Origin of the sequence: Bosea sp. 685, from assembly GCF_031884435.1 — a bacterium.
Taxonomy (GTDB): Bacteria; Pseudomonadota; Alphaproteobacteria; order Rhizobiales; family Beijerinckiaceae; genus Allobosea.
Map to the genome: position 1 here is coordinate 4,661,164 of NZ_CP134779.1, position 12,711 is coordinate 4,673,874.

Below are 12,711 nucleotides of genomic sequence, written 5' to 3' on the forward strand. Positions count from 1 at the left end.
GCGCATAGACGGGACGCGCTGGCGCTTGCCCCCAAGGCCCGGCTGTCTTGCTGGATGGGCGGAGCCGAGTTGAACTTCCTCTACGACGACAGCGCCGAGCCTCTTGCCGATCCATTCGCCGCCCCGGCAGGGTTGCCGGTTTCCGAGCACCGCTCCGTCAATTGGCGCTGGCTCTGCGCCTGCGCCTTGATCGGCCTGCTCGGCGCCGCCCTGATGGGCTCGTCGCTTTATGTCTCCGAGGGCGACCACATCACGGCGCAGCGGCCGGAAAAGGCCGCGCCTGCGCATAATGACGAAACCCCGGCCGGCAAGACCGCCCGCAAGGGCGACAGCCTGGTCCAGCACAGCTTCGCGATCAGCACGACGCAGCATTTCCGCGCGCCATTGACGGAAATCGCAGCCGGGCGCGAGATCACCAAGATGCATGCCTTCGCGCATGTCTCCGTCGCCCTGTCGCCGCTCCCCGTCGCCAATCTCGACATCCCGGATTTCGATCCCGCCCGGCTGCTCGCCGGCTCGACGCGTGAGGCACCGCCTCAGGACGCGACCGACCCCGCCGACGCGGATGTCTCCGTCACGCGCCGGGATCTCGCGGCGCTCACCATCGACCCGGATGCGCCTGGCCTGTCCGACGCCGCGATCGACGAACAGATCGCCGAGATGGCCCGGCTCTCGGCCGGCTCGCCGCAATTGCCGCCCGATTATTCAAATCAGCGCATCCTGTCGCGGACGCTGCGCATGGTCGGCGAATCGGCCAGCACCGAGGCCGATGCGGAAGATGCCGGCCGTTTCAGCTCACTCGATGTCCGGATCATCCCCGAGAATGTCACGGATGTTTCGGCGGGCGCCGACAACCGCGAACGCTTCGGCGATGTCGATATCGCGCTCGAGCGCGGGCAGACGCTCGCCGCGGCGCTTGCCTCGAACGGGGCCTCCAGCGAGCGCGTCGCCGCGATCCTCGCCGCGCTCGGCAAACGGGCCAGGGGTGATCTGCCCGATGGCCAGCATCTGCGCGTCACGATCGGCCCCGAGGCCGGCGACCGCACGATCCAGCGCGTCACCCTGTTCGACGAGAGCGGCCCGCAGCAGGTCGTGGCCCTGGACGATCAGGGCCGCTTCGTCACTGTGGCCCTGCCCGCGCGCGGGCATGACGGCACCGAGGGCAAGGCGGAAGCCGATGACGAGGAGGACGACGGCAACAACGCCACGCTCTACCAGAGCGCCTATGCCAGCGCCTTGAAGAGCGATGTGCCGCGCGAGGTGATCGACGATTTCATCCGTGCCTTCGCGGCCGGGCTCGATCTCAAGCAGCATGCCGGCAGCGGAGACCGGCTGGAGCTGGTCTTCACCGACGACCAGCCCACACCGGCAAACCATCGCGAACTGCTCTACGCGGCGCTGTCCACCGGCGGCGAAACGCAGCAGATCTATCGCTATGTCTCATCGGAAACAGGCGAGCTCGACTATCTCGACGATGACGGCGTCTCGCTCAAGAAGCTCTTGATGCGAAAGCCGGTGCAGGAGGGGCGGATCAGCTCCCCCTTTGGCATGCGCTACCATCCGATCCTGCATTATTCCCGGCTGCATAACGGCGTCGACTGGGCCGCCCCGCGCGGCACGCCGATCATGGCTGCAGGTGACGGCACGGTGACGGCCGCCGGGGTTCACTCCGGCTACGGCAACCGGGTCGAGCTCGAGCACGCCAATGGCTATGCCAGCGCCTATAACCACATGGCCAGCATCGCCGGCCGGATCAAGCCGGGCGCCTCCGTCCATATGGGCGAGATCATCGGTTATGTCGGGACGACGGGCCTCTCGACCGGCCCACATGTCCATTACGAGGTCACCACGAACGGGCACTTCGTCGATCCCATGAAGGTGAAGCTGCCCAGCAGCCGCGCCCTTCAGGGCACGGCGCTGGCCGAGTTCAAGGAGCACAAGAAGCAGATCGACGAGCTCCGCCACCATGTCGACGCGACCGTGGCGGCAGCGCCGGGCGGGCACCCGACCTGATCGCGACGCTTCGTTCCGGCGCCTCCCATCGACGCGTCAGAGCAACGTCCCGCTCAGGATCACGGCGGCAACGCCGAAATAGATCACCAGGCCGGTGACATCGACCAGCGTCGCCACGAAAGGCGCCGAGGCGCTGGCCGGATCGAAGCCCAGTCGCTTCAGGACGAAGGGCAGCATCGAGCCCATCAGCGAGCCGAAGGTGACGATGCCGATCAGCGCGCCGCCCACCGTTGCCGCGATCAGGGCCCAGTGCTCGCCGTAGTTATAGATACCGAGCTTCTGCCAGAGCACGATGCGCGCGACGCCGATGGCGCCAAGGATGGCGCCCAGCGTCAACCCGGTCGGCAATTCGCGCAGCGCGACCCGCCACCAATCCTTCAGGCTGATCTCGCGCAAAGCGAGCGCCCGGATGATCAGCGAGGTCGCCTGCGAACCGGAATTGCCGCCCGAGCTCATGATCAGCGGGATGAACAGCGTCAGCACGATCGCCTTTTCCAGCTCATCCTGGAAATACTGCATGGCTGAGGCCGTCAGCATCTCGCCGAGCAGCAGGATCGAGAGCCAGCCGGCGCGCTTGCGGATCATCCGTGCGAAACCGATCTCGTTATAGGGCTCGTCCAGCGCCTCCATGCCGCCGAGCTTCTGCACGTCCTCCGTCGTCTCCTCGATCATCGCGTCGATGACGTCGTCGACGGTGACGATGCCGATGACGCGATTGGCCTGGTCGACGACGGGCACGGCGAGCAGATTGTATTTCGAGATCAGCCGGGCAACGTCCTCGCGATCCGTCGCCGGCGTGACGCTGATCGGCTTGTGCGCCGGCACGACGGAGGTGACCACGGCGTCGGAATCGCTGCTGATCAGCCGGCGCAGCGGTACCGCGCAGACAAGCGCGCCCGTCACCGGATCTAGCACATAGGTCGCGTAGACCGTCTCGCGCGAGCGCTCGACATGGCGGATATGGTCGAGCGTCTGCGCCACGGTCCAGTTCGCCGGCACGCTGACGAACTCGGTCGTCATGATCGAACCCGCACTGTGCTCGGGATAGGAGAGCAGCCGCGTCAGGGCCGAGCGCGTCTCCTGGTCGAGCCGCGCGGTGAGCCGCTCGCGCACGGGCGCGTCGAGCACGCGGACGATGTCAGCGACACGGTCGGCCGACATGGCGGAGAGGAAGGCCGCCGCGCGCTCATCGGTGAGGAGCGTCAGCGCGGCAGACGCGCCGAACAGTTCGGGCTGGTCCAGGACCTCGACGGCGCGCTCGAACGGCAGGGAGACGAGGACCTCGGCGGTAGTCGCCGTATCCTGATCGTTCAACGTCTCGACGATGTCGGCGATGTGTTCCTGCGCCAATGTGCAGGCCAACGTCTTGGCGAGCAGATCGGGTGCTGCGGCGACGCTGTCCTGCGCGACGATATCGTTCATGGCTCTGTTCCTTGCGATCGGCCGTCATCGGCCGGTCGCAAGCGAGCCGGTTACCCGGTCAGGCGCGCGAGGCGGCGGCAGACGGCATCGACTGTCGGCTGGGACTGTCGGTTGGCATTGCGATTGGGGTTCCTGATTGCGGCCTTCCCCGAAGGTCCGGCGGCGCGGTGGCAGTGCACCCTGCCACGCCGCGCGTCAAATAAAATCTGCATAAGGATTGGGCGACCTCGATTGGGCTCTGATCGAGCGCCGGGTTGGAACCTCCAGCCCTCATCCTGAGGAGCCGCGGAACGCGGCGTCTCGAAGGATGCTCCAGATGGTTCGGGAGCCTCCTGGAGCATCCTTCGAGACGCGCTCCTGCGCAGCGCTCCTCAGGATGAGGGCTCGCGAGGTTTCCAATCAGCCTCCAAAAGTTGAGAAAAGGATGCGAAAAGCCGGTTCCCACTTTTTCGCATCCTGCTCTGACGACAAGGCCCCTCGTCGCGCGGCGGCGATTGGCGGCCCGCGCGGCGCGCCCTATGGTGCGCCCGCAAGCCCCGCCCCTGGCCTCTCCGCCGAAAGTCTCCGCGCATGACCTTGACGATCTATGGCTGCTACCGCTCGCGCGCCTCGCGCAACATCTGGCTGGCCAACGAGCTTGGCCTCGCCTTCACCCATGTGCCGGTGATCCAGGCCTATCGCGTGCCCGATCCGCAGGCGCCGGACGCGCCGCTGCACACGCGCCGCGCCGACTTCCTCAAGGTCAATCCCAACGGCCATGTCCCGAGCATCGACGATGACGGCTTCAAGCTGCATGAATCGCTCGCGATCAATCTCTATCTGGCGCGCAAGCATGGCGGGCCGCTGGCTCCGCGTGACGCTCAGGAGGAGGGACTTGCCGTGATGTGGGCGCTCTGGGCCGCGACCGAATGCGAGACCCATGCGCTGACCCTGCAGCAGCATCTTGCCGCCTTCCCGCCGGAAAAGCGCAAGCCCGAGATCGCCGCCGCGGCGCTGGCCGCGCTCGCAGCCCCGTTTGCCGTGCTCGATCAGACGCTGGCGCAGGGCGGCGGCTTCGTCATGGGCGGGCGCTTCACCGTCGCCGACATCAACCTCGCCGAGGTCATCCGCTACGCCAAGCCGGCGACACAGCTCTTCGAGGCCGCACCGCACGTCAAGGCCTGGCTTGAAGCCTGCCAGGCCCGCCCGGCCTTCACCGCGATGTGGCAGGCGCGCGACGCCGAAGCCGCATGACCGGAAAACGGGTGGTGCTAAGCCGCAAGCGCGCCTAGCCAGGACGCGATAGGGAGCGCCCGCGCGCTCCCGCGGACAGGACTGCCCAGATGACCACCGCTCCCACCTCCTCCGGCCCCGTGATGGGTGCGCGCGAATGGCTCCTGCTGCTGGTGCTCTCACTGCTCTGGGGCGGCTCCTTCTTCTTCGGCAAGATCGCCGTCGCGGAGTGGCCGCCTCTTGCCGTCGTCCTGTCCCGTGTCAGCCTGGCGGCGGCCGTGCTCTATCTCGTCTTGCGTGCGCGCGGGCTCGACATGGCGGTCGGCCGCCGGATGTGGCTCGCCTTCTTCGTCATGGGGTTGCTCAACAATCTCATTCCGTTCTGCCTGATCTTCTGGGGCCAGACCCAGCTCCAGAGCGGCGTCTCCGCGATCCTGAACGCCACCACGCCGGTATTCGGCGTCATCGTCGCGCATCTGTTCGGCAGCAATGAGAAAGCGACCCCGCTCAAGCTCGCTGGCGTGCTGGCCGGGCTCGTCGGCGTCGGCATCCTGATGGGCCCCGATGCACTCAGCGGCCTGGGCGGCGCGCTCCTGCCGCAGCTCGCCTGCCTGGGCGCCGCCTTGTCCTATGGCTTCGCCGGGCTCTATGGCCGGCGCTTTCGCGACACGCCGCCGCTGGTGACGGCGGCGGGTCAGCTCAGCGCCACGACCGTGATGTCGCTCCCGCTCGTCCTGATCTTCACCCCGCCCTGGAGCCTGCCCACGCCGTCCTGGACAGTCGCGGCCGCGCTGGTCGGGCTTGCCTTGATCTCGACTGCGCTCGCCTATGTGATCTTCTTCCAGATCATGCGGCGGGCGGGCGGAAACAACGCCATGCTCGTCACCTTCCTGGTGCCTGTCAGCGCCATCATGCTCGGCGTCGGCCTGCTCGGGGAGACGCTGCTGCCCCGACATCTCGCCGGCATGGCTGCGATCTTCGCCGGACTCGCCTTGATCGACGGCCGGCTTTTCCGGCGCAAACCGCAATTGGGCGCAGCGCGCTGATCGCAGCCAAGGGATTATTGCTGAAAGATTATGAATTCCTCTAGAGTCGCTTTCGCGACCAGAGCCGCTAGACGCATCAGAATAGCGGCTGGAAGATATCGAAAAACGATACGCCAGAGGGGGAGCAGACGAGCGCCATGGATGTCAGGCAACTGCGATGTTTCATCGCGGTGGCAGAGGAGTTGCATTTCGGTCGCGCAGCCGAACGGCTTGGACTCGCGCCACCCGCTCTTTCCCGCCAGATCAGCGCATTGGAAGATGGTCTCGGCGTAGCCTTGTTCACACGCACCACGCGCCAGGTCGCGATGACGCGCGCCGGGCTGATCATGCTGGAGGAGGCCAAGGGCATCCTCGTCAAGATGGAACATGCCTCGCGCGCCGTGCGCGGAGCCTCGCTCGCCTCGGGCAAGGTCCTGCGCGTCGGCGCGATCGACGCCGCCTCGTCGAGCTTCGTGCCCGAGGCGCTGGCCTATTTCCGCGAGCAGCATCCCGGTGTCGAGATCAAGTTCGTCGAAGCGATGACGGCCGGGCTGATCCAGATGCTGGAGGCCGGCAAGCTCGATCTCGCGCTGACCCGCCCACCACGCAAGCCCACCGACTGCGCCTTCGAGATCCTGCGCGTCGAGCGGCCGCTCGTCGTCCTGAACGAGCAGCACCCGCTGGCGGCACGCGAGCACCTGACGATGCTCGACCTCGTCGGCGAGCCCTTCATCGTTCCCTCCAAGCGCAGCCGGCCCTTCGCCTATGATCTGGTGATGGCCTATTTCGAGAGTGTCGGGGCCGTGCCCAACGTCTCGATCGAGGCCACCGAAAAGCCGGCGATGATGTCGGCCGTGGCCGCGGGACTCGGCATGGCGCTGGCGCCCGACTGGGTCTCGCGCCTGAGCTTTCCCGGCGTCACGATGCGCCGCCTGCGCGGTGCACTGCTCGACCCGCCGCCACCTGGCGCACTCGTCGGCGTCGCCTGGCGGCCGCAGCAGAAGCTCAGCCCACGCGACGACTTTCTCGCGATCCTTCGCGAGAGCGTCACCCTGATCGACGAACGGCATGTTTTTCCGTTCGTCATATCGCCACCCAAGATGAAACGCACCGCCCGCGCCGGCGGGCCGCCCACCGGAGGAGCCTGATGAGTTTGAACCCTATCGAACGGGCGCAAGGCCTACGCATTCGCTCCCAGCAGGACATGGCGGCCGGCCTGTTCATGATCGTGCTTGGAACCTTCGCCTTCCTCCTGTCCAGCGAGCTGCCCCTCGGCAGCCTTCGCCAGATCGGGCCGGGCATGCTGCCGAAATCCTTTGCGGTGATCTGCGCCGCGCTGGGCCTCATGCTCTCGCTCACCTCGCTGCGCTTCAACGGTGAGAAGCTGACGGGCTGGGCCTGGCGTGGCGTTTTCCTCGTGCTCGGCGGAGCCTGCCTGTTCGGGCTCGCCATCCGCGGCTTCGATATCGGGCCGATCCATGTCCCGCAGCTCGGGCTGCTCGTCGCAGGGCCGCTGGTCATCCTCGTCTCCGGCCTCGCCGCCGACGACATGAAATGGAAGGAGCTGATCATCTTCGCCATCGCGATGACGACCGCCTGCGCCCTGCTCTTCAAATACGCGCTCAGCCTGCCGATTCCGCTGGCGCCCTGGCTGCTGGGGATCTGACACGATGGACATGATCGCCAATCTCACGCTCGGCTTCGGCGTCGCGCTCTCCCTGCAGAATCTGGCCCTGTGCTTCGCCGGCTGCTTCATCGGCACGCTGATCGGCGTGCTGCCCGGCGTCGGGCCGATCGCCACCATCGCGATCCTGCTGCCGATCACCTTCGGCGTCGACCCCGTCGGCGCGCTGATCATGCTGGCCGGCATCTATTACGGCGCGCAATATGGCGGCTCGACCACCGCGATCCTGGTCAACATCCCCGGCGAGGCGACCTCCGTCGTCACCACGCTGGACGGCCACCAGATGGCCAAGCAGGGCCGCGCCGGCGTCGCGCTCGGCGTCGCCGCGCTCGGCTCCTTCTTCGCCGGCTGCGTCGCGACCCTCTTCATCGCCGCACTCGGCGCGCCCTTGACCAAGCTCGCTCTGCTCTTCGGTCCGGCGGAGTATTTCTCGCTGATGGTGATGGGGCTGTGCTTTGCCGTCGTGCTGGCGCGCGGCTCGATCCTCAAGGCCTTCTGCATGATCATGCTGGGCCTCCTGCTCTCGACGGTCGGCACCGACCTAGAAACCGGGCAGGAACGCCTGACCTTCGGCTTCCCGCCCTTGTCTGATGGCATCGACTTCGCCGTGCTCGCCATGGGCGTCTTCGGCTTCGCCGAGGTGCTGCGCAATCTCGAGAACCCCGAGGCGCGCGACGTGGTCAAGGCCAAGATCGGCCGGCTGCTACCGGATTGGGGCGAGATCAAGCAGTCGATCAACCCGGTGCTGCGCGGCACCTTCATCGGCGGCATCCTCGGCATCCTGCCCGGCAATGGCGCGGTGCTCGGCCCGTTCGCGAGCTACACGATCGAGAAGAAGATCGCCAAGGATCCCTCGCGCTTCGGGCGTGGCGCGATCGAGGGCGTCGCCGGTCCAGAATCGGCCAATAACGCCGGCGCGCAAACCGCCTTCATCCCGCTGCTGACGCTCGGCATCCCGCCCAACGCCGTGATGGCGCTGATGGTCGGCGCGATGACGATCCACGGCATCATTCCCGGCCCGCAGGTCATGACCAAGAACCCCGACCTGTTCTGGGGCATGATCGCCTCGATGTGGATCGGCAACCTGATGCTGGTCATCATCAACCTGCCGCTGGTCGGCGTCTGGGTGAAGCTGCTGCAGGTTCCCTATCGCCTGATGTTCCCGGCGATCCTGATCTTCTGCTGCATCGGCATCTACTCGGTGAACAATCAGCCGGTGGACGTCGCCTTTACCGCCATGTTCGGCCTGTTCGGCTACCTCTTGATCAAGCTCGGCTTCGAGCCCGCGCCGATGCTGCTCGGCTTCGTGCTGGGCAAGCTGCTCGAGGAGAAGATGCGCCAGGCGCTGATCATCTCGCGCGGCTCGTTCATGACCTTCATCGAGCGGCCGATCTCGGCGGGCCTCCTGGTCGTCGCCGTGGTGGTCCTGGCGATCGCGCTGCTGCCTTCGATCTCGAAGAAGCGCGACGAGGTCTTCACCGAATGACGGGGTTGCTGGAACGCCGCTTTCAATCCAGCTTCCATCAAAATATCCCAAGGGAGGATCATCCATGAAGAAACTGACAGTTGGTATGGCGGCCGCGATCACCATCGCACTCGCCGGCAGCGCCCAGGCGCAAACCTATCCGACGCGCCCGGTCACCATGATCGTGCCCTTCGCCGCCGGCGGGCCGACCGACATCATCGCGCGCATCGTCGCCGACCATATGTCGAAGACGCTCGGCCAGCAGCTGGTGATCGAGAACGTCGCCGGCGCCGGCGGCACCACCGGCATCGCCCGCGCGATCACGGCTGCGCCCGACGGCTACACCATCGCGATGGGGCATCTGGGCACGTTCTCGGCAGCGCCTGCGACCTATCCCGGCCTGAAATACGACCCGATCAACGGCATGCAGACCATCGGTCTCGCTGGCGGCACGCCGATCCTGATCGTCGCCCGCAAGACTTTCGAGCCGAAGGACCTGAAGGAGTTCGTGACCTATGTGAAGGCGAACTCCGAGAAGGTGAACGAGGCCCATGCCGGCCTCGGCTCCGTCTCCTGGACGACCTGCACCCTCCTGAAGGCCCAGCTCGGCGTGCCGAAGATCAACGCCGTCGCCTATCGCGGCACCGGGCCGGCGTTGAACGATCTCGTCTCCGGCCAGGTCGACTTCATGTGCGACCAGATCGTCAGCGTCGCCGAGCAGGTGAAGGCCGGCAACATCAAGGCCTATGCGATCGCCTCGAAGCAGCGCTCGCCGGCCCTGCCCGACGTTCCCACCACCGCGGAAGCCGGGCTGCCGGAGTACCAGATCGAGGCCTGGAACGGCATCGCCGGTCCCAAGGGCTTGCCCAAGGACGTCGTCGATCGTCTGGTCGCCGCCCTCGACAAGGCACTGAACGACGAAGGCACCAAGAAGCGCCTGCTCGAACTGGGCACCGTGATGCCGACCGCCGAGGAACGCACCCCGGCCGGTTTCGCCGCCCTGATCAAGCGCGACGCCGACAAGCTCAGCCCAGCCTTGTCAGCCGCGCCGAAGTAACCACCTGAAAATTATCGGATACGAAACGGCGGATCCCCGGATCCGCCGTTTTTCGTTTGTGTTCGCGGACCGGCTGCGCAATCTCGTGAGCGCCGCAACGCGTTGATATCATGACGCTTTCGTGATTCCGGTTGCGGATATTCATATCTTGTTACCCAGATTTTCGGAACTCGCGCCAGCGTCAGCCCGTTTCCTTCCCGAACGTTCTCTTGGAAGGAGAAAAACCATGTTCAAGAAGCTTGTTCTTATCGCCGCGATCGCCGTCACTCCCGCGGTCGCTTTCGCGCAGCAGAATCCGCAGGGCGCCCAGGGCGGCGCAGTCAGCGGCGGTGCCACGGGCGCGGTCGGCGGAGCCATCGTCGGCGGCCCGGTCGGCGCGGTTGTCGGCGGCGTCGGCGGTGCCGTGGTCGGCGCGATCATCGGCGACCAGACGCCTCGCTTCCGGCAATATGTCGTCGAGCAGCGCGTCCCGTCCTATGCCTATGAGGAACCGGTCACGATCGGCACGGTCCTCCCGAACGATGGCGTGGTCTATCGCGAGGTTCCGCGTGAATATGTGCCGCGCGAATATGCCGAGACCGGCTACCGCTACACGGTCGTGAACCAGCACCCTGTCCTGGTCGACCCGCGCACCCGCCGCGTCGTGCAGATCATCGAATAACCTAGTGCGATCCGCTGGACGGTCGCGCCATTGCCGGCCTGATGGTCTATCCGGATCGTCGGCCCGCCCCGGAGACGGGGCGGGCCGTTTTCATGTCTCAGAGCAATTTTGTTTTAGCGCGTGCCGAACATCCGGTCGCCGGCATCGCCCAGGCCCGGCACGATATAGCCGTGCTCGTTCAGCTTCTCGTCGATCGCCGCCGTCCAGATGCGGACATCGGGATGGGCGCCGCGAAACCGTTCGATGCCTTCGGGCGCCGCCAGCAGGCAGACGAAGCGCAGATCCTTGGCGCCGCGCTCCTTCAGCCGGTCGATCGCCGCGACCGCCGAATTGGCCGTCGCCAGCATCGGGTCCATCACCACGACCATGCGCTCGGCGATGTCGGAGGGGGCCTTGAAATAATACTCGACCGCCTGGAGCGTGTTGGGATCGCGATAGAGCCCGATATGGGCGACGCGGGCGGCGGGCACCAGCTCCAGCATGCCGTCGAGGAAGCCGACGCCGGCGCGCAGGATCGGCGCGAAGACCATCTTCTTGCCGGCGATGATCGGCTGCATCGACTTCGTCAGCGGCGTCTCGATCTCGGTCATCTCCATCGGCAGATCGCGCGTGACCTCGTAGCAGAGCAGCATGCCGATCTCGTTGAGGAGCTGGCGGAAGCTCTTGGTCGAGCGGTCCTTCTCACGCATCAGCGTCAGCTTGTGCCGCACCAGCGGATGGTCGACGACGGTGACGCCGTCCTGGCTTTTGGTCATGCGATGAGGCCCCTTCTTTTTCATATTGTGGAGGCTTTCGCCTCAACCAAACACGCCGTCATCCCGGACAAGCCGCGAAGCGGCGCCGATCCGGGATCCATTCCGGAACCGCTCAGGAATGGATCCCGGGTCTGCGCTTCGCTTCGCCCGGGATGACGGCGTGGTTCCGTATCAATCCGTCCGCCGTCAAAATACGGTGCCGTCGCTGATGATCGTCAAGGGTGGCCCGCCATCCCCGCGCTTCTCGCGGGCGATGCGCCGACCGGCGGCCCAGGTGCCGCCCTCCAGCACCTTCGCCAGCGGCAGCTCCTCTGCCGTGCGCCCCAGGCGCATGCGGATCAGCACTCCGATCTTGTCGAGCAGCGCGACCGTCAGCGCGCGCCATTCGACGACCAGCGCCGAGCCGACCTCATGGGCACGCGTCGCATCGCCCGCGTCCTTCAGCGCGATCACGCCGCAATCGAGGAACAGCCCGCCATTGCGATATTCGGGCAGGCCGGTGAGATCATCGACGTCGATCACCGCGATCCCGGCCCATTGCAAGGGCTCGATCAGCGAATAGGACAGCCATTGCGAGAGCTTGTGGAAGGGCACCAGCCCGGCCGTCGGCTCGGCCTGCGCGATCAGCGGATGCCGCCAGGTATCGCCCAGCGCGATGCCGGCGACCATGAGGCGCGACGGCCAGATGCCGCCGAACATGGAGAGAACCTCCGCCAGGATATGCCCGGCGCGCAATGTACCGGTCTCGGCCGTGCTGACGAGCCGGTCGAACAGATCGCCGGGGCGCTTCAGGCCCTGACGCTCCAGCTCCTCGCCGAGGCGGTTCATCAAAGCCGCGCGGCCCTCGACCGCGAGCAGCGGATTGCCGGGACCGGCCTGGAAGCCCTGCTCCAACGCCGCGCCATCGAGCCGCTTCAGCGCGGTCGCGTCGACACGCAGCAGCTCAGCCGCATCGCTGGAGAACAGGCCGGCCGCGAACATGTCGAGCGAGGCCAGCGCCAGCCCCTCGGAGCGGCCGATCGACTGCCCCGAGACCGCGTCGCGATAGCGCCAATCCGGCCCCGCGCCCGCATCCAGCAGCACGCTGACCACGGCGAGATCGTAGGCCGCACGGCCGCGCACCCTGGCATCGCGAAACTGCGCGGCCTGGTCGAGCACGCTCCAGCGATCGACCCCGGCCACGTTGAAATGCCGCCAGCGGGCGTGGAATGGGATGTCGAGCGTCGGGTAGTTCGCCTTGATCGTGTCGAGGACATAGTCGGCGCAGGCGTCGAGCCGCGCCGCATCGACGCTGAAATGCAGGAGCCTGCCGGCCAGGCCGAGCTCCAGCATCTCCTGCGCGCGGGCGCGGACGGCAGCAGGCTTAAGCAAGGCGCGGACGGCGTCCGTATTCTGGTCAGACATCGTGTTCTGATTA

11 protein-coding genes and 1 pseudogene are annotated in these 12,711 nt (G+C 66.5%); 9 read left to right on the forward strand and 3 right to left on the reverse strand.

The features are described 5' to 3' along the window. The first annotated feature begins 69 nt into the window (after positions 1–69). Positions 70–2,013: a M23 family metallopeptidase gene (locus RMR04_RS23010; protein ID WP_311910781.1), complete on the forward strand. Its 1,944-nt coding sequence runs from the start codon at positions 70–72 to the stop codon at positions 2,011–2,013. A 36-nt stretch (positions 2,014–2,049) separates the two neighbouring features. Here RMR04_RS23010 and mgtE read toward each other — a convergent pair whose 3' ends face one another. Next, a complete protein-coding gene (mgtE, locus tag RMR04_RS23015; RefSeq protein WP_311910782.1) occupies positions 2,050–3,435 on the reverse strand; it encodes a magnesium transporter in 1,386 nt (461 codons plus the stop codon). A 570-nt stretch (positions 3,436–4,005) separates the two neighbouring features. On the opposite strand from mgtE, the gene RMR04_RS23020 reads away from it, so the two are divergent. The 8 genes and pseudogenes from RMR04_RS23020 (at position 4,006) to RMR04_RS23050 (ending at position 10,539) form a co-directional block, all read left to right on the forward strand. Next, positions 4,006–4,668: a glutathione S-transferase family protein gene (locus RMR04_RS23020; RefSeq protein WP_311910783.1), complete on the forward strand. Its 663-nt coding sequence runs from the start codon at positions 4,006–4,008 to the stop codon at positions 4,666–4,668. An 89-nt stretch (positions 4,669–4,757) separates the two neighbouring features. Then, on the forward strand, positions 4,758–5,693 hold the full coding sequence (locus RMR04_RS23025) for a DMT family transporter (protein WP_311910784.1): 936 nt from the start codon (positions 4,758–4,760) through the stop codon (positions 5,691–5,693). Positions 5,694–5,830: 137 nt separating this feature from the next. Further along, a pseudogene (locus RMR04_RS32150) lies at positions 5,831–5,953 on the forward strand (LysR family transcriptional regulator); the annotation flags it as partial. 15 nt (positions 5,954–5,968) lie between these two features. After that, positions 5,969–6,820 (forward strand): LysR family substrate-binding domain-containing protein, encoded by an 852-nt coding sequence (locus RMR04_RS23030; protein ID WP_311910785.1) that lies wholly within the window; start codon positions 5,969–5,971, stop codon positions 6,818–6,820. Then, the gene (locus RMR04_RS23035; RefSeq protein WP_311910786.1) at positions 6,820–7,338 is read left to right on the forward strand and encodes a tripartite tricarboxylate transporter TctB family protein; all 519 of its coding nucleotides are present in this window, start codon (positions 6,820–6,822) and stop codon (positions 7,336–7,338) included. The genes RMR04_RS23030 and RMR04_RS23035 overlap by 1 nt, the downstream gene beginning before the upstream one ends. A 4-nt stretch (positions 7,339–7,342) precedes the next feature. Continuing rightward, positions 7,343–8,842, forward strand: coding sequence for a tripartite tricarboxylate transporter permease (locus RMR04_RS23040; RefSeq protein WP_311910787.1), 1,500 nt, complete (start codon positions 7,343–7,345; stop codon positions 8,840–8,842). A 64-nt stretch (positions 8,843–8,906) separates the two neighbouring features. Beyond that, positions 8,907–9,878, forward strand: coding sequence for a tripartite tricarboxylate transporter substrate-binding protein (locus tag RMR04_RS23045; RefSeq protein WP_311910788.1), 972 nt, complete (start codon positions 8,907–8,909; stop codon positions 9,876–9,878). A 226-nt stretch (positions 9,879–10,104) separates the two neighbouring features. Beyond that, on the forward strand, positions 10,105–10,539 hold the full coding sequence (locus RMR04_RS23050; RefSeq protein WP_311910789.1) for a DUF1236 domain-containing protein: 435 nt from the start codon (positions 10,105–10,107) through the stop codon (positions 10,537–10,539). Positions 10,540–10,652: 113 nt separating this feature from the next. Here the strand turns inward: RMR04_RS23050 and upp are convergent, their stop codons facing one another. Continuing rightward, entirely contained in the window at positions 10,653–11,294 is a 642-nt protein-coding gene (gene upp, locus RMR04_RS23055; RefSeq protein WP_310152556.1) for a uracil phosphoribosyltransferase, read from the reverse strand. A gap of 186 nt (positions 11,295–11,480) precedes the next feature. Continuing rightward, positions 11,481–12,698 (reverse strand): URC4/urg3 family protein, encoded by a 1,218-nt coding sequence (locus RMR04_RS23060; protein ID WP_311910790.1) that lies wholly within the window; start codon positions 12,696–12,698, stop codon positions 11,481–11,483. Positions 12,699–12,711 lie beyond the last annotated feature (13 nt).